This window comes from Streptomyces sp. NPDC005962 (assembly GCF_040629205.1).
GTDB lineage: Bacteria > Actinomycetota > Actinomycetes > Streptomycetales > Streptomycetaceae > Streptomyces.
This window is the reverse complement of the sequence record NZ_JBEXVE010000009.1, coordinates 25,532-42,093: the sequence shown is the minus strand read 5'-3', so window position 1 is coordinate 42,093 and position 16,562 is coordinate 25,532. Positions and strand designations below refer to the sequence as shown.

Sequence of the window (16,562 nt, the reverse complement as noted above, 5' to 3'; positions counted from 1 at the left end):
CCTGCGAGCGGGGTGTTTCTCTCATCTGGAATGACCGTACGGCAGCGAGAGCCTGTCGGACAGGCCGATCACCCACCTGCCATCGGCCCCGCACATCTTCTTCACGCGGCTCGACGATCCACTCACGGTCACGGCTCGCGTCACAGCTCGGCGAAGGCGCCCTCGAGGACGTCCAGACCCTCGTTCAGCAGGTCCTCCCCGATCACCAGCGGCGGCAGGAAACGCAGCACGTTCCCGTACGTACCGCAGGTCAGCACCAGCAGGCCCGCGGCGTGGCAGGCCTTGGCGACGGCCGCCGTCGCCTCCGGGTTGGGGTCCTTGCCGCCCGGCTTCACCAGTTCGACGGCGATCATCGCGCCGCGGCCGCGGAGGTCGCCGATGATGTCGTGCTTCTCCCGCATCGCGGAGAGCCGGCCCTTCATGACCTCCTCGATGCGCTTGGCCTTCGCGTTGAGATCCAGCTTGCGCATCGTCTCGATCGCGCCCAGCGCCGCCGCGCACGCCACCGGGTTGCCGCCGTAGGTGCCGCCGAGGCCGCCGGAGTGCGCCGCGTCCATGATCTCGGCGCGGCCGGTGACGGCGGCCAGCGGAAGCCCGCCCGCGATGCCCTTGGCGGTGGTGATCAGGTCCGGGACGACGCCCTCGTCCTCGCACGCGAACCACTGGCCGGTGCGGCAGAAGCCGGACTGGATCTCGTCCGCGACGAACACGATGCCGTTGTCCTTCGCGAACTCGGCGATCCGCGGCAGGAAGCCCTTGGCCGGTTCGATGAAGCCGCCCTCGCCGAGGACCGGCTCGATGACGATCGCGGCCACGTTCTCCGCCCCGACCTGCTTGCTGATCATGTCGATGGCCTGGGCCGCGGCCTCCTCGGCGCAGCGCTCCGGGCCCGTCAGCCAGCGGTAGGGGTAGGCGACCGGAACGCGGTAGACCTCCGGCGCGAAGGGGCCGAAGCCGTGCTTGTACGGCATGTTCTTGGCGGTGAGCGCCATGGTGAGGTTGGTCCGGCCGTGGTAACCGTGGTCGAACACGACGACCGCCTGGCGCCTGGTGTGCGCGCGGGCGATCTTCACCGCGTTCTCGACCGCCTCCGCGCCCGAGTTGAACAGCGCCGACTTCTTGGCGTGATCGCCCGGCGTGAGCCGCGCCAGCTCCTCGCAGACCTCCACGTACCCCTCGTACGGCGTCACCATGAAACAGGTGTGGGTGAAGTCCGCCAGCTGCGCCGACGCCCGGCGCACCACGGCCTCGGCGCTGGAGCCGACCGAGGTCACGGCGATGCCGGAGCCGAAGTCGATCAGCGAATTGCCGTCCACGTCCTCGATCACCCCGCCGCCCGCGCGCACCGTGAAGACCGGCAGCACGCTGCCCACGCCGTCGGCGACCGCCGCGCTCTTACGGGCGAGCAGCTCCTGCGACTTCGGGCCGGGAATCGCGGTGACGACGCGACGCTCCTGGGGGAGGGACGGGCCTCCGGACAGTTCGGTCATGAGGTACTCCACGGAAAGAAAGGGGCGTGACAGGGGCTTTACTCGCAGGCTAGGCGCGTGGCGAGTGAAGCGGCATGTTCCGTTCGGGAGCAGTGGGTGTGCTGCCTTGTCCGCGACGGCTATAGCCGCGGTCCGGGCGTCATCTCGGCAGGTCGTGAGGTGCCACCCCGGTGGGGTCGCTGAACTCCCCGGGCGGGAACACTAGATTGGGCGGTGGCGCGGTGGCGCGACACGCAGAGGCACAGCCGGTCAGGGGGCAAGGGGTAGCAGATGGACACCGAGGGCACATTCGACTCCCGCAACACCCACCCCACCCCACCCCCCCACCCCCCGGCCCCACCCCGGGTGCCTCCGCCGGCCCCCGCAGTACCACCGCCCATGCCGCCGGGCGCGCCCGAGCCGTCTGGCGCCCCCATGCCGTCTGGCGCGCGGCCGTCCTTCGCCGCGTGGCTGCGTTCCCCGCGGGCGGAGGGGGCGGGGCCGGGGGTGTGGGCGTATGGGCACCGGGTCAAGCCGCCGGAGGACCCGGAACGGATTCCCGGCCGACGCCTGATCAGCGGCGCGCTGATCTCCGGCCTCTGCGGGTGGCTGGTCTGGTCGCTGCTCTGGAACGGATACCTCGGCGGCTATTGGCTGTGGCCGATGTACCTGCTGACACCCGACTCGTGGTACGAGCGCGGGGGTAATACGGATGCAGGATGGTGGTCCCAGCGCATCTATATCGGCGTGTGTGTGGCCATCCTCGCCGTTCTCTTCGGCCGCGTCGGCCACTGGGGCGACGTCTGGCGCCGTTACGTTACGCCCCTCTTCCGGCGGGCCTGGGACGAGACGGACGCGGCGGCCGAGCCGAGTCGGCCCGAGGCCGATCCCGTCGAGTGGCCGCAGCTGCGGGCCGCCGGGGCGCATGGGGCGGCTGATCGGCTGGCGGCCGAGGCGCGCGGTGGGGCGATGAACGACGTCGATCACGCGCGGATCGAGAACGCCTGGCAGTCGGTCCGGGCCGGGCGGAACTCCCTCGCCGCGTTCACCGACACCGTGCTGCGCCACGGCGCCGCCTCGCACGGCCATCCGTCCGGCGCCCGGGACCTGCCCGCGCGCACGGCCGAGCACGATCTGCTGGCCCGCCAAGTCCGGCTCGGGACCGCCGTCGACGATCTGCGCAATCCGTACCAGCACCGCGGCGCCGGGCTCGCGCTCGACCCCGATGTGCTGGGCACCTCGCTGCTGGCCGTCGGGCCGCCCGGGTCGGGGAAGACCGGGCGGCTGGTGCGGCCCGTCGTGGAGTCGCTGTGTCTGCAGGCGCTCGCCGGGCGGGTCGCGGTGGTGTCCGTGGGGGCGGCGGGGGCGGGTCTGGGGACCGACGAGGCGTTCGACGTCGTCGTGAAGATCGGCCGTCCCGATTCCGTCTACGACTTCGACCTCTACGGCGGCACCACCGACCCCGACGAGGCCGCGGGCATCCTCGCCGAGGCGCTGATCGGCGACATGGCCGCCTCGCTGCCCGGCGGCGACAGCCGTCGCGCCGCCACGGCGCTGGCCCAGCTGCTCGGCCCCTATCGCGCCGCGCACGGCCGCTTCCCGTCCGTGCCGGACTTGCGTGAGCTGCTGGACGGCGCGAAGACGGCGGTCGGCGCGCTGCGCGAGGCGCTCGACGCGGCGGGGGAGCGGGCGCAGGCGCGGGAGCTGGAGGCGCGGGTGCGGCAGTCCGGTGCGCCCGGGGACGTGGGCGCGCTGCTGGCCGACCGGATCGCGCTGCTGGACCGGCCCGTGTTCGCCGACTTCTTCGACACCACCGGCGGCCGCCGTCCGTTCTCCCTCCGCGCTCTCGAACACCCGTTGCGGGTCCGGATCGATCTGCCGGAGCGCGGGCACGCCGAGGCGTCCCGCATGCTGGCCCGCCTCGTGCTCGCGCAGTTCACCGAGTGCGCGGTGGGCCGCGCCGACCGGTCGCTCTTCGCGTGCCTGGTCCTCGACGACGCGTCGCACACCATCACCCCCGAGGCGCTGCGCGGCCTCCAGCGCCTCCGCGCCGCCCACGCGGGCGCGGTGCTGACCCTCCGTACCCTCGACGACGTTCCCGAGGCGCTGCGCAGCGCGCTGCTGGGGGCGGTCGGGTGTCGGATGGCCTGTGCCGGGGTGACGACGTGGGACGGGGCCCGGTTCGCGGAGGTGTGGGGGACGGAGTGGGTCGAGACCCGGGACGTCACGGACCGGCAGATCATCTCGGACGAGCCGTTCACCAAGGTCCTGCACTTCATCCGCAAGGTGGTGACGGGGAAGGCCGTGACGACCCAGTCCGTGACGGTGCGGAAGGTGGAGCGCGAGCGCTGGTCCGCCTCGGAGCTGGCGCATTCGGTCCCCGCCGGGCACGCGGTGCTGTCGGTGACCTCGGTACGCGGCGAGGGCGGCCCCCCGGTGCTGGTGGACCTGCGCGGCTGAGCGAGACGGCCGCCGGGGCGGGGCCGGGGTTCTTCCCCACCCCGCCCCTTCCCGAACCAAGGGGCGGCCCCTGGCCCCCGCTCCTCGCGCGCCAAGGCGTCGGCAGCCCGGACCCCTCTCACCGACTGCAGAGCGCTCGGCACTACTCGGCGCGGATACCACGGATTCGTCCATTGAGGCAGAATCGGCAGTAGCCGTTCATACGGGGCGGTGAAGTCGCATTCGTCGTCGCATCCGCATCGAAGGTGCCATGCCTCCCACGCTCGCCTCGCTCGTCCACCACACCGCGCTCAAGCTGTCCGTCCTCGCGGGAGAGGACGGGTTGGAGACGCCGGTGCGCTGGGCTCATGTCAGCGAGCTCGCCGATCCCGTGCCGTATATGGAGGGCGGTGAGCTGCTGCTCATCACCGCGATGAAGCTGGACGCCGAGGACCGGGACGCGATGGTCCGCTACGTCCGGCGGCTGGTCGGCGCGGGGGTGGTGGGGCTGGGCTTCGCGGTCGGGGTGGCCTATGACGAGGTGCCTGCGGCGCTCTTGGCCGCGGCGAAGGAGGAGGGGCTGCCGCTGCTGGGGGTGCCGCGGCGTACGCCGTTCATCGCGATCAGCAAGGCCGTCTCGGCGGCGATAGCCGCCGATCAGTACCGGGCGGTGACCGCCGGGTTCGAGGCGCAGCGGGAGCTGACCCGTGCCGCGATCGGCGCCGAGGGGCCCGCCGCGCTGCTCGCCCGGCTCGCCGCGCACATCGACGGCTGGGCGGCGCTCTACGACGCCTCCGGCTCCGTGGTCGCCGCGGCCCCCGACTGGGCGGCCCGCCGCGCCGCCCGTCATACGGCCGACGCCGAGCGGCTGCGCGCCCGGCCCGCCCCGGCGAGCGTGGTGGTCGGCGGGGGCGCCGCGGAGGCGGGCGACGTGGCGACGGACCGGGTGGAGTTGCAGTCGCTGGGGACGGGGCGCCGTACCCGTGGTGTCCTCGCGGTCGGTACGGGCGCGCCGCTGGGCACCGCCGAGCGGTACGCCGTCCACTCGGCCGTGGCGTTGCTGACCCTGACCACCGAACGGTCCCGGGCCCTGCGGGAGGCCGAGCAGCGGCTGGGCACCGCCGTTCTGCGGATGCTGCTCGCGGGGGAGCCGGACCATGCCCGGGCGGTGGCCGGGCGGCTGTACGGGGAGCTGCTGGACGCCCCGTTCCGGATGCTCGTCGCGGAGGCGGTGCCGGGCGCCGGTACGCACCCCTCGCGCGGCACCTACGCCACGGACGAGACACCGGCGGAGCCGGACGCCGACAGCGACGCCGGTACCACGCCGGGCGACCCGGACCGCGCCGATCCCCTCGGCGTGCTCGTGGACGCCATGGAGGCGGCCGCGGCCCGCACCGGCGAGGCGGTGCTCGTCGTGCCCGACGGCGAGCGGCTGATCGTGCTGGCCCCGGACGGCGGGGCCGCCGTCGCCGTCTGTACGGAGCACGCCGAGGGCATCGAGAGCCGCCGCGGCGTGGCGACCCGCCCCCGCGACCGCGCCGCCGCCGCGGCCCAGGGCGGCTGCCTGGTCGTCGGCCTGTCCGCCCCGGCGGGCCCCATCGCGGCCGCGGCCGCCTACCGGCAGGCGGAGCAGGCCCTGTCGGTGGCGCGGCGGCGCGGCCGGGTGCTGGTCGAGCACGAGCACGTCGCGGCGGGTTCGCTGCTGCCGCTGCTCGCCGACGACGCCGTACGGGCCTTCGCCGACGGCATGCTGCGCGCCCTGCACGACCATGACGCGACGGGCCGCGGCGACCTGGTCGCCTCCCTGCGCGCCTGGCTGTCCCGGCACGGGCAGTGGGACGCGGCCGCCGCCGACCTGGGCGTCCACCGGCACACCCTGCGGTACCGGATGCGCCGCGTGGAGGAGATCCTGGGCCGCTCCCTCGACGACCCGGACGTCCGCATGGAGCTGTGGCTGGCACTGAAGGCCACGGCCCCGGCGACCCCCACGTTGAAGTCCTGAGATCTTCCAGTACACCGCACGCCACGCCATTGCGGTGCGCCGCGGCCACCGACTGCGCCGCCTCGGACAAACGCGCCGTGCGCCGCGCGCGCCTACGGTGGGAGCAGAGAGACATCCGCACCATCACCCCACCACTTCAGAAGGGTCGGGATTCGCCGTGCCAGAGACAAACGAAGCTGTCACCCACGCGTTCTGGCTCGCCGGCCGCGAGGCGACGGGCGAGAGCACGCTCGAGGTCACGTCGCCGTGGGACGGCCGGCGCGTCGGCGCGGTGAGCGTTCCCACCGAGGCGCAGATCGAGGAGGCCGTGGCGGCCGCCGAGGCCGTGCGCGGGGAGTTCTCCGCAACGCCCGCACACGTCCGGGCCGCCGCCCTCGACCACGTCTCGCGACGGCTCGCCGAGCGCACCGAAGAGATCGCCCGGCTGATCTCGGCCGAGAACGGCAAGCCCATGAAGTGGGCGCGCGGTGAGGTCGGCCGCGCCGTCTCCGTCTTCCGGATCGCGGCGGAGGAGGCCCGCCGGTTCAACGGCGGCGAGGCCCAGCGGCTGGACACCGACGCCGGAGGCGAGGGCCGCCTCGCGCTGACCCGCCGCTTCCCCCGGGGTGCCGTGCTCGGCATCGCGCCGTTCAACTTCCCGCTGAACCTGTGCGCCCACAAGGTCGCCCCGGCGCTCGCCGTCGGCGCGCCGATCATCCTCAAGCCCGCGCCCGCGACCCCGCTGTCCGCGCTGGTCCTCGGCGAACTGCTCGCCGAGACCGACCTTCCGGCGGGCTCCTGGAGCGTGTTGCCGGTGCCGAACGACCAGATGCCCGCGCTGGTCCAGGACGAGCGGCTGCCGGTCATCTCCTTCACCGGTTCGGACAAGGTCGGCTACGCGATCCAGGCGTCGGTGCCGCACAAGCACTGCACGCTGGAGCTGGGCGGCAACGGCGCGGCGGTGGTCCTGTCCGACTACGCCTCCGACGCCGACCTCGACCGGGCGGCCACCCGCATCGGCACGTTCTCCAACTACCAGGGCGGCCAGTCCTGCATCTCCGTGCAGCGGGTGATCGCGGACGCGTCCCTGTACGAGCGGCTGCTGCCGAAGGTCGTCGCGGCGGTCGAGGCGCAGGTCACCGGCGATCCGTCCGAGGACACGACCGACGTCGGCCCGCTGGTGAACGAGGACGCGGCCAAGCGCGTCGAGTCCTGGGTGGACGAGGCGGTCCAGGCCGGTGCGAAGCTGCTGACGGGCGGCAAGCGCGAGGGCGCGAGCTATGCCCCGACGGTGCTCGCGGACGTCCCGGCGGACGTCACGCTCTCCTGCGAGGAGGTCTTCGGCCCGGTGCTCACCGTCCAGCGGGCGGCGGACGAGGAGGCGGCGTTCGCGGCCGTCAACGACTCCAAGTACGGCCTGCAGACGGGCGTCTTCACTCGCGATGTGCAGACCGCGTTCCGGGCGCACCGCGCGCTGGAGGTCGGCGGTGTGATCGTCGGCGATGTGCCGTCGTACCGGGCCGACCAGATGCCGTACGGCGGCGCCAAGAAGTCCGGCGTGGGGCGCGAGGGCGTGCGCTTCGCGATGGAGGACTACACGTACGAGCGGGTCATGGTCCTCACCGGGATCGACCTGTAGCGCACGCTCCCAGCCGCCCGCCCCGGGCTTCTCCGGATTCTCGACCCTCAACCGGAGAAGCCGAGGCGGGCCAGTCTGATCGCCCCGCGCAGCGTGACGTGGAGGTCGTGCACGCCCGTCAGGGGTGTGGGCAGGTCGGCGCGGACGGTGGTGTACGTATAGCGGCCGCCGGTGGGCGGGACGGCGACGGTGGCCAGCGGGGTGCCGTCGGCGAGGTGGAGTTCGACCGCTGCGTCGACCGCTGCCTCGGCCGCTGTCCGGCCCCCTGTCCCGACGACTGCGTCGACCGCTGCCTCGTCCCCTGCCGGGACGGCCGCCTCGACCGTGACCGCTGCCTCGTCCCCTGCCGCGACCGCCGCCTCGACCGTGACCGCCGCCGCGCCCGCACCGAAGTCGCAGCCGCGGAAGAGCAGTCGGCCGACCGCCTCGCCGCCGCAGGCCACCGCGTCACCGCGGACCTTGGTGCGGTCGACGAGCACGGTGCCGTCCGCCGCGTCGTAGTCCGCGGCCTCCAGCCCGTGCCGCAGCACCGGGCGCGGAGCGGGCGGCGGGCCGTCGAGGGTGAGGGTGGTGGTGCGGCGGATGTCCGCGCTGGAGGCGCCCGCGTGGATCTCGTACGTGCCCGGGTCGACGGTCCAGCGGCCGTGCGCCACGTCCCAGAACCCCAGCGCCTCGTCCACCGGCACGGTGAAGAACAGCCGCACCATCTCGCCCCGGCGCAGGTACACCCGGCGGTGGGCGATCAGCCGCCGGTGGGGGCGCGGGACGCGCGCCCCCGGGGCGCTCGCGTAGATCTGCACCACCTCGTCCCCGTCGCACGGCCCGGAGTTGGTGACCGTGCACTCGACGGCCAGCGCCCCGGCATCGCTCCCGGGCCGTCGCACCGACAGGCCGTCGTAGCCGAACCGGGTGTACGACAGGCCGTGCCCGAAGGGGAAGAGCGGGGCGCCGTCGAAGTAGAGGTAGGTGGCGCGGGAGGCGATGATGTCGTAGTCCAGCAGATCCGGCAGCTCGTCCTCGGACGCGTACCAGGTCTGCGGCAGCCGCCCGGCCGGTGAGACGTCGCCGAACAGCACCCGGGCCAGCCCGGTGCCCGCCGACTGGCCGCCGTGCGCGGTCCACAGCAGGGCGGGCAGCGCGTCGGCCGCGTCCCCGACGGCGTACGGATAGCTGCTGGTCAGCACCAGCGCGGTGCGCGGGTTGGCGGCGTGGGCCGCGCGCCACAGCCGGTCCTGCGCGGCGGGCAGGGCGAGGGTGGTGCGGTCCTCGGTCTCGCGGCCGTTGATGTGCGGATCGTTGCCCAGGACGACGACGACCGCGTCGGCCCCGGCGGCGGCGCGCGCGACGGCGTCCTCGCCGCGTTCCACGACTTCCGGGTGGAAGACCTCGGCCCGGGACCGGTCGGCAACCTTCAGGCCCTCGGCGGCGACACAGACATATCCGCCCGTCCCGCCGTGTCTGAGGAGATGCCCGTCCCCGTGCCGCTCCAGCGCGAACGTCTCCTGAACGACCCAGCCCCCGGGCTGCTCGGCGGCGGCCCGCACGAAACCGTCCCCGGCGACCGTCAGATAGCGGCCGGAGGGGGCGCGCAGCGTGAGCACGCCCCCGCCCCAGTCGGCCAGGGCCAGGTCGGTGGGGGTGTCACCGATGGTCAGCGGCGGCAGGTCGGTGCGTCCCGCCGTATGCGCCGGGTTGAGCGACGCCTCCTGCGACGCCTCGCGCCCCCGCTCTTCCGCCACAGCACCGGACGGCACCCGCACCCAGCCCGCCGCGGTGCGCAGTCGGACGGTGTCCGTCCCCTCGACGAACACCACCCGGTCCGCGCCGAGCCGCGCGGCCAGGGCCTCACGCGGCGAGCTGCGGCGCAGCAGAGCGCCGCTGTACCAGTCGAGCTTGCACTCGTCGGCGAGCGGGCCGACCACGGCCAGCGTCCGGGTGGCGGACGGCGACAGCGGCAGCAGCCCGTCGTTCGTGAGCAGGACGACGGCCTGCTCGGCGGCCTCCAGGGCGAGCGCCCGGTGCGCGGGGGTGTCGAAGGCGCCCGGCGGATCGGCGTACGGATCGTCCTCCCCGCCGAACCCGTCAAACCCGCCGAACTCGCCCAGCGCGCACCGCATCGCCAGCAGCCGCCGCACCGCCGTGTCGACGGCGGACGCGTCGATGAGCCCGCGCTCCAGCGCGCCCCGCACCCGCTCGACCGTCTTCGAGGCGTCCTGGTCGTGGTCGGTGAAGCTGTCCACCCCGGCCAGCAGGGCGGCCGCCACGCCCTCCTCGTGGGTGGCGAAGTAGTGCTCGGAGTCGACCAGGTTGGAGGGCGCGCCCGCGTCCGAGCAGACCACCAGGTCGTGCGCGGTCCAGGTGCGCAGGTGCTCCCGCAGATACGGGGAGAGGTGGTTGGGCCGCCCGTTGACCAGGTTGTACGCGGGCATCACCCCGGCCACCGCGCCCGCCCGCACCGCGCCGCGGAAGGCCGCGAGGTCGTACTCGTGCAGGACGCGCGGGCGCACCGAGGACGACGTGGTGTCGCGGCCGGTCTCGTTGTTGTGCGCCAGCCAGTGCTTGAGGACCGGGGCGGTGCGCCAGCGGTCCGGGTGGTCGCCGCGCAGCCCGCGGGTGTAGGCGGCGGCCAGCGCGGAGGTGAGGTACGGGTCCTCGGCGTATCCCTCCTCGTTGCGGCCCCAGCGCGGATCGCGCAGCAGATTGACCGTGGGCGCCCACACGTTGAGCCCGACCCGGGGGTCGCGGGCGCGCATGGCGCGTATCTCGGCGCCGACCGCCTCGCCGATCCGCCGCACCAGGTCCGGACTCCAGGTGGCGCCGAGCCCGACCGCCTGCGGGAACACGGTCGCCGGTCCCATCCAGGCGACGCCGTGCAGCGCCTCCTGCCCGGTGCGGAAGGCGGCGAGGCCGAGCCGTTCCACCGCCGGGGCGTACTGGTGGAGCATCGCGATCCGCTCGTCGGGCGTGAGCCGGGTGAGCAGGTCGTCCACGCGGACGCCGAGCGGCAGCCGCGGATCGCGAAAGGGCGGACGGGTCGCCGGGGCACCGGGCTCGCAACCGCTCACAGGTCTCCTCGCGGAGGTCGGAGGTGTGATTCGAAGCGCTTCGATGCTGGGGGTCCAGGTCCCGCTCTGTCAAGGCTCGACGGACCAACGCACCTTTCCCGCCACCCGATTGCGATGAGACGAGAATCAACGGACCCCCCAACGACTCCTTCCCGCCCGGCCCTTGCGCGACCTGACCCCCCGACTTAATCTCAGCGCAATATCGAAGCGCTTCGACCATCGGTCGTACGGCGGGCTCGCCACGAAGGGTTGACGCAATGCCGAACTCCCAGGCTTCGGCCTCTACTTCCGCTCCCAGCCGGAGAACCTTCCTGGCCTCCACGGCGATCGCCGCGGCGGCCGTGACGGGAGGCGTTCCGCTGTTGTCCGCGTGCTCCACGGAGGGGAGCGGCGACAAGAACGGAACCACCTCCGGCAAGGACCTGAAGAAGCTGCTGCCTACCTATGCGGCCTCGAAGGTGGCGGACCCCGATATTCCGAGTGTCAACGGCTCCAGCCCCGGCTACACCAAGGCGCCGCCCGCCGCCGATCTGGTCGCCTCCGTGAAGGGCAAGCCCGGCCACGGCGGCAGCTACACCATGTTCGAACCGCTGTGGGGCACCCCGCCGTCCAAGGACAACGCCTACTACAAGGCGGTCGACGACGCGCTCGGCGCGAAGGTGAGACTTCAGCCGCAGGACGGCAATACCTACGGCGAAAAGCTCAGCGCCGTTCTCGCCTCCGGTGACATCGCCGACATCGTGATGATTCCGCTGTGGGAGATGGGCGGGAAGATCCATGGTGCGGTCAGCGCCAAATTCGCCGACCTCGGCCCGTATCTCTCCGGCGACAAGGTCAAGAAATATCCCAACCTGGCCGCCATCCCCACCGCCGCCTGGCAGATGTCCGTCTTCGGCGGCAAGCTCCGCGGCCTGCCGATGCCCTCCCGCCCGCTCGCCGGAGTCGTCCCGTTCTACCGCGAGGACCTCTTCAAGAAGAACGGATATCAAGTACCGAAGAGCCCGGACGAATTCCTCGCCCTCGCCAAGGAGATCACCCGCCCCAAGAGCAAGGTGTGGGCGTGCGACGACATGTGGTGGGCGGCGCAGCGATTCTTCGGCTGCCCGGGCGAAAAACCGTACTACTGGGTAGAGAAGGACGGAAAGCTCGTCCACAAGGTCGAGACCGACAACTATCTGGAAGCCCTGGAGTGGTGCCGCAAGCTCTTCGCCCGGGGCTATGTCCACCCCGACGCCATCGCGGGCAAGGCCAATGACGCGCTGACCCGCTTCACCTCCGGCCAGACCCTGATCATGAACGACGGCGACGCCAAATGGTACGGCGCCACCTTCGAACAGGCCGAGCCCAACCCCGGCTTCAAAATCCAGGGAATGGACTATTTCGGCCCCGACGGCGGCGACCCGGTCCTCTATCTCGACCCGCCCGCCCAGATCTGGTCCTTCCTCAACAAGAACCTCTCCAAGGAACAGATCGAGGAAGTCCTCGCCCTCGCCAATTTCATCGCCGCGCCCTTCGGCACCAAGGAACAGCGGCTCATCGACTACGGCGTCGAGGGGGTGCACCACACCATGAAGGACGGCGTTCCGGTCAAGAACGCCACCGGTGTGCGGGATGTCCAGGACACCTACCGCTTCGTCGTGTCACCGCAGGCCAGTGTCGCCTACCCGGACTTCCCGCAGATGGTCGAGGACTACTGCGGCTGGATGCGGCGTATGTGTAAGTTCGCGAAGAAGCCGCTCTTCTACGGCATGCAGATCCAGGAGCCCAACCGGTACGCCTCCCTCTACACCCCCTTCGAGGACCTGGCCAAGGACGTCACCCGCGGCCGCAAGTCGCTCAAGGACGCCCGGCGGGCCATCGACGACTGGCGCAGCGGCGGCGGCGACCGGCTCCGCGACTGGTATGCCAAGCTCCTCGAAGAGAACGGCAGCGGCGCCTGATGGCGGTGAACCCCCGCCACCGGACCGACGGCGTCCGGTGGTGGCACCGGCTGCGCCGCGACCGTGCCCTGCTGCTGATGACGGCCCCCGCCGTCGGTCTGCTCCTGCTGTTCACCTACGTCCCGCTGCTGTGGACCACGGTCGCCTTCAAGGACTACGACCCGTTCACCCAGGGGCTGTGGACCAGCCCCTGGGTCGGGTTCGACAACTTCACCCTGCTCTTCGAGGACAGCCGCTTCTGGGACGCCTTCGCCAACACCCTCAGCATCACCTTCATCCAGCTGGTGCTGTTCTTCCCGGTGCCGGTCGCGCTCGCGCTGCTGCTCAACAGCGTGCTCAGCGACCGGCTCCGGGGCCTGGTGCAGTCGGTCCTCTACCTGCCGCACTTCTTCTCCTGGGTGCTGGTCATCACGATCTTCCAGCAGATGCTCGGCGGCGCCGGGCTGCTCGCCCAGCGGCTGCGCTCCCACGGGTACGAGGGCTTCGACCTGATGACCGACCCGGGCGTCTTCAAGTACCTGGTCACCGCCCAGCTGGTGTGGAAGGACGCGGGCTGGGGCGTGATCGTCTTCCTCGCCGCGCTGTCCGCCGTCAACCAGGACCTGTACGAGGCGGCCGCCGCGGACGGCGCGGGACGCTGGCGCCGGATGTGGCACGTCACGCTGCCCGCGCTGCGCCCGGTGATCGCCCTGCTGCTGGTGCTGCGCGTCGGCGACGCGCTGACCGTCGGCTTCGAGCAGATCCTGCTCCAGCGTGACGCGGTGGGGCCGGGCGCCTCGGAGGTCTTCGACACCTATGTGTGGTGGGTCGGTATCGCCAACACCGACTACGGGATCGCCGCCGCGGGCGGTCTGATCAAGGGCGTCTTCAGCCTCGTCCTGGTGCTGATCGCCAACAAAGTCGCCCATATGCTCGGCGAGCAGGGGGTTTACCGGAAATGACCGTGACCGAGCGGCCCGCCGCCCCCGCCGCGACACCGCCCGCCCAGCCCCTGCGACGGCGCGGCGGGGAGAAGCGCCCGGTGTGGGAGGAGGAGCCCGGCAGGGTCGGCCAGGGGCTCAAGGGCATCACCCTGACCGGGGTGTGCCTGGTGATCCTCGGCCCGCTCTGGGTCGTGATCGTCACCAGCCTCTCCGACCAGAGGACCATCACCGACGCCGGCGGTCTCGTCATCGTCCCCAGGACGATCACCTTCCGGGCCTACACCGAGCTCCTGAGCGGCGGCACCGTGACCCGCGCGACGCTCGTCAGCCTCGCGCTCACGGCGGTGGGTACCACGATCAGCACCGTCGTCTCCGTGCTGTGCGCCTACGGACTGTCCCGCTCCGGCTCGTTCCTGCACCGGCCGATCCTGATGCTGCTGCTCGTCACCATGTTCTTCAACGCCGGACTGATCCCCACGTATCTGCTGGTCACCGGGGTCGGCCTGGACGGCAGCTACTGGTCGATGATCCTGCCGAGCGCCCTCTCGGTCTTCAACGTGCTGGTGCTGCGCGCCTTCTTCCAGGACACCGCGCCCGAACTGGTCGACAGCGCCCGCATCGACGGCGCGGGGGAGTGGCGCATCCTGCTCCAGATCGTGATGCCGCTGTCCAAGGCGGTGATCGCGGTGGTCTCCCTGTTCTACGCGGTCGGCTACTGGAGCCAGTGGTTCAACGCGATGCTCTACCTCAACGACCAGCAGATGTGGCCGCTGCAGATGATCCTGCGCCAGCTCGTCATCAAACAGCAGGCGCCGCAGGGCATGTCCCAGATGATCTCCAGCCAGCAGATCCCGGGCCTGGCCGTGCAGATGGCCGTCATGGTGCTGGCGCTGATCCCGGTCGCCGTCCTCTACCCGTTCGTCCAGAAGCACTTCACCAAGGGGATGCTCATCGGCGCCGTCAAGGGCTGACCCCTGCTGACCCCGCCGCCCCACCCCGCTGACACCGTTCCACCCGCCCGCCCCGACCCGAAAGAGCCGGTATGCCCGACCTGAACGACGCCACCCGCGGCCGCATCCTCTACGGCGCCGACTACAACCCCGAGCAGTGGCCCCAGAGCGTCTGGCACGACGACATCCGGCTGATGCGCGAGGCGGGCGTCACCACCGTCACGGTCGGCGTCTTCTCCTGGGCGACGCTCGAACCCCGCCCCGGCGCACGCGACTTCGGCTGGCTCGACCGGGTCATGGACCTGCTCCACCAGGGCGGCATCGAGGTGTGCCTGGCCACCCCGACCGCCTCCCCGCCGCCCTGGATGGGCGCCCGCCACCCCGAGACCCTGCCGCGCGACGAGACCGGCTCGGTCGTCTGGTACGGCTCGCGGAACCAGTTCTGCGCCTCGTCCCCCGTCTACCGCGACTACGCGCTGCGGATCGCCGAGGACCTGGCCGACCGCTACGGCGACCACCCCGCCCTGCGGATGTGGCACGTGGGCAACGAATACGGCACCCACTGCTGGTGCGACACCACCGCCGCCCACTTCCGCCGCTGGTTACGCACCAGGTACGGCAGCCTCGACGCGCTCAACGAGGCCTGGGGGACCGCCTTCTGGAGCCAGCGCTACGACTCCTGGGAGGAGATCATTCCGCCGCGCCGGGCCCAATACCTGGTCAACCCCGGGCAGGCGCTGGACTTCCGCCGCTTCACCAGCGACGCGCTGCTGGAGTGCTTCACCGCCGAGCGCGACGCGCTGGCCGCCCGCACTCCGCACATTCCGGTGACCACCAACTTCATGCCGCTGTTCATCGGCCAGGACGGCTGGGCCTGGGCCGCCGAGGAGGACGTCGTCTCCGTCGACGTCTACCCCGACCCCAAGGACCCGCACGGCGCCGCGTACGGCGCGATGATCCACGACCTGACCCGCTCCCAGGCGGGCGGGCCGTGGGTGCTGATGGAACAGGCCGCGGGCCCGGTCAACTGGCGCGGCGTCAACCACCCCAAGCCGCCGGGTCTGATGCGGCTGTGGTCGCTCCAGGCCGTCGCGCGAGGCGCCGACGGCGTGTGCTTCTTCCAGTGGCGGCAGTCCCGGCAGGGCAGCGAGAAGTTCCACTCCGGCATGGTCACCCACGCCGGGGAGCACAGCCGAACCTTCCGCCAGGTCCGCGAACTCGGCGCCTCCTTACGCGAACTGGGCGCGGTCCAGGGCCGCGATGTCCCCGCCCGGGCCGCCCTCCTGCACGACTGGCACGCCTGGTGGGCGAGCGTCCAGGACGGCAGGCCCTCCGCCCGGCTCCACTACGACCAGGTGCTGCGCGCCTGGCACCAGGCCCTGTGGGAGCGGAACCTCACCACCGACTTCGCCCATCCGCACGCCGATCTCGCCGACTACGCCCTGGTCGCCGTCCCCCATCTGTATCTGCTGACCGATGAGGCGCTGGAGAACCTGGCCGGTTACGTCCGCGGCGGTGGCACCCTCGTCTGCGGCTTCTTCACCGGCGTCGCCGACGAGGACGACCGGGTCCGCCCCGGCGGGGTCGACCGGCGGCTGCGCGACATCCTGGGGCTGCGGACCGTCCACGAGTGGTGGCCGCTGGACGAGGGCGAGACGGTGACCGCCGAAGGCCCCTGGCTCGGCCCGTTCACCGGCTCCCTCTGGTCCGAGGACCTGGAGCCCGTCACCGCCGAACCGGTCGCCCGGATCAAGGGCGGCGAACTGGACGGCCTGCCCGCCGTCACCCGCAACGCCTACGGCGACGGCACCGCCTGGTACGTCTCCACCCTCCCCGAACCCGCCGCGCTGCGCGCCCTGCTGGCCCGCGCCGCCGACGAGGCCGGGCTGACGCCGCCGCTGCCCGGCATCCCCGAGGGCGTCGAGGCCGTACCGCGCGGCCCGTACCTCTTCCTCCTCAACCACGGCCGCTCCCCGGCGGTCGTCCCCCTCCCGTCCGCGCGCACCGATCTGCTGACCGGCCGCGTGTACGACACCCAGGTCAGGCTGGACCGCTTCGCGGTCGTGGTCCTGGCACCGCTCTGATCCCCGGAATCCCCGGAATCCGGAATCCCCGAGTCCCCGAAAGCCCCCGCATGTCCCCCCACCCGAAAGGAA

Annotated in this window: 9 protein-coding genes; 7 read left to right on the top strand and 2 right to left on the bottom strand. The window is 72.3% G+C overall.

The genetic code is table 11. From position 1 onward, the window contains the following. Window positions 1-140: 140 nt before the first annotated feature. Window positions 141-1,490, bottom strand: coding sequence for a 4-aminobutyrate--2-oxoglutarate transaminase (gene gabT / locus ABZ370_RS16940; RefSeq protein WP_358621018.1), 1,350 nt, complete (start codon window positions 1,488-1,490; stop codon window positions 141-143). Window positions 1,491-1,760: 270 nt separating this feature from the next. Between gabT and ABZ370_RS16935 the strand changes: the two genes are divergently transcribed. The 3 genes from ABZ370_RS16935 (at window position 1,761) to ABZ370_RS16925 (ending at window position 7,528) form a co-directional block, all read left to right on the top strand. Further along, the gene (locus ABZ370_RS16935) at window positions 1,761-3,929 is read left to right on the top strand and encodes an ATP-binding protein (RefSeq protein ID WP_358621016.1); all 2,169 of its coding nucleotides are present in this window, start codon (window positions 1,761-1,763) and stop codon (window positions 3,927-3,929) included. Between the two features lie 250 nt (window positions 3,930-4,179). Further along, on the top strand, window positions 4,180-5,910 hold the full coding sequence (locus ABZ370_RS16930; RefSeq protein ID WP_358621014.1) for a PucR family transcriptional regulator: 1,731 nt from the start codon (window positions 4,180-4,182) through the stop codon (window positions 5,908-5,910). Between the two features lie 157 nt (window positions 5,911-6,067). Then, on the top strand, window positions 6,068-7,528 hold the full coding sequence (locus tag ABZ370_RS16925) for an aldehyde dehydrogenase family protein (protein ID WP_358621011.1): 1,461 nt from the start codon (window positions 6,068-6,070) through the stop codon (window positions 7,526-7,528). 47 nt (window positions 7,529-7,575) lie between these two features. On the opposite strand, the gene ABZ370_RS16920 is transcribed toward ABZ370_RS16925, so the two are convergent. Then, a complete protein-coding gene (locus ABZ370_RS16920; protein WP_358621009.1) occupies window positions 7,576-10,593 on the bottom strand; it encodes a glycoside hydrolase family 3 C-terminal domain-containing protein in 3,018 nt (1,005 codons plus the stop codon). 257 nt (window positions 10,594-10,850) lie between these two features. On the opposite strand from ABZ370_RS16920, the gene ABZ370_RS16915 reads away from it, so the two are divergent. The 4 genes from ABZ370_RS16915 to ABZ370_RS16900 all read left to right on the top strand — a co-directional run bounded on the left by ABZ370_RS16915 (window position 10,851) and on the right by ABZ370_RS16900 (window position 16,490). After that, the gene (locus tag ABZ370_RS16915) at window positions 10,851-12,533 is read left to right on the top strand and encodes an extracellular solute-binding protein (protein WP_358621007.1); all 1,683 of its coding nucleotides are present in this window, start codon (window positions 10,851-10,853) and stop codon (window positions 12,531-12,533) included. After that, window positions 12,533-13,474: an ABC transporter permease subunit gene (locus tag ABZ370_RS16910; RefSeq protein WP_358621004.1), complete on the top strand. Its 942-nt coding sequence runs from the start codon at window positions 12,533-12,535 to the stop codon at window positions 13,472-13,474. Before ABZ370_RS16915 ends, ABZ370_RS16910 begins: the two co-directional genes overlap by 1 nt. Further along, window positions 13,471-14,427, top strand: coding sequence for a carbohydrate ABC transporter permease (locus ABZ370_RS16905; protein ID WP_358621002.1), 957 nt, complete (start codon window positions 13,471-13,473; stop codon window positions 14,425-14,427). The genes ABZ370_RS16910 and ABZ370_RS16905 overlap by 4 nt, the downstream gene beginning before the upstream one ends. 71 nt (window positions 14,428-14,498) lie before the next feature. Next, on the top strand, window positions 14,499-16,490 hold the full coding sequence (locus tag ABZ370_RS16900) for a beta-galactosidase (RefSeq protein ID WP_358620999.1): 1,992 nt from the start codon (window positions 14,499-14,501) through the stop codon (window positions 16,488-16,490). The last annotated feature ends 72 nt before the right edge of the window (window positions 16,491-16,562 follow it).

What these genes read in the sequence shown, in the direction of transcription:
- gabT (WP_358621018.1), bottom strand. Translation starts at nt 1,490, where the DNA reads ATGACCGAACTGTCCGGAGGCCCGTCCCTCCCCCAGGAGCGTCGCGTC.
- ABZ370_RS16935 (WP_358621016.1), top strand. Translation starts at nt 1,761, where the DNA reads ATGGACACCGAGGGCACATTCGACTCCCGCAACACCCACCCCACCCCA.
- ABZ370_RS16930 (WP_358621014.1), top strand. Translation starts at nt 4,180, where the DNA reads ATGCCTCCCACGCTCGCCTCGCTCGTCCACCACACCGCGCTCAAGCTG.
- ABZ370_RS16915 (WP_358621007.1), top strand. Translation starts at nt 10,851, where the DNA reads ATGCCGAACTCCCAGGCTTCGGCCTCTACTTCCGCTCCCAGCCGGAGA.
- ABZ370_RS16910 (WP_358621004.1), top strand. Translation starts at nt 12,533, where the DNA reads ATGGCGGTGAACCCCCGCCACCGGACCGACGGCGTCCGGTGGTGGCAC.
- ABZ370_RS16905 (WP_358621002.1), top strand. Translation starts at nt 13,471, where the DNA reads ATGACCGTGACCGAGCGGCCCGCCGCCCCCGCCGCGACACCGCCCGCC.
- ABZ370_RS16900 (WP_358620999.1), top strand. Translation starts at nt 14,499, where the DNA reads ATGCCCGACCTGAACGACGCCACCCGCGGCCGCATCCTCTACGGCGCC.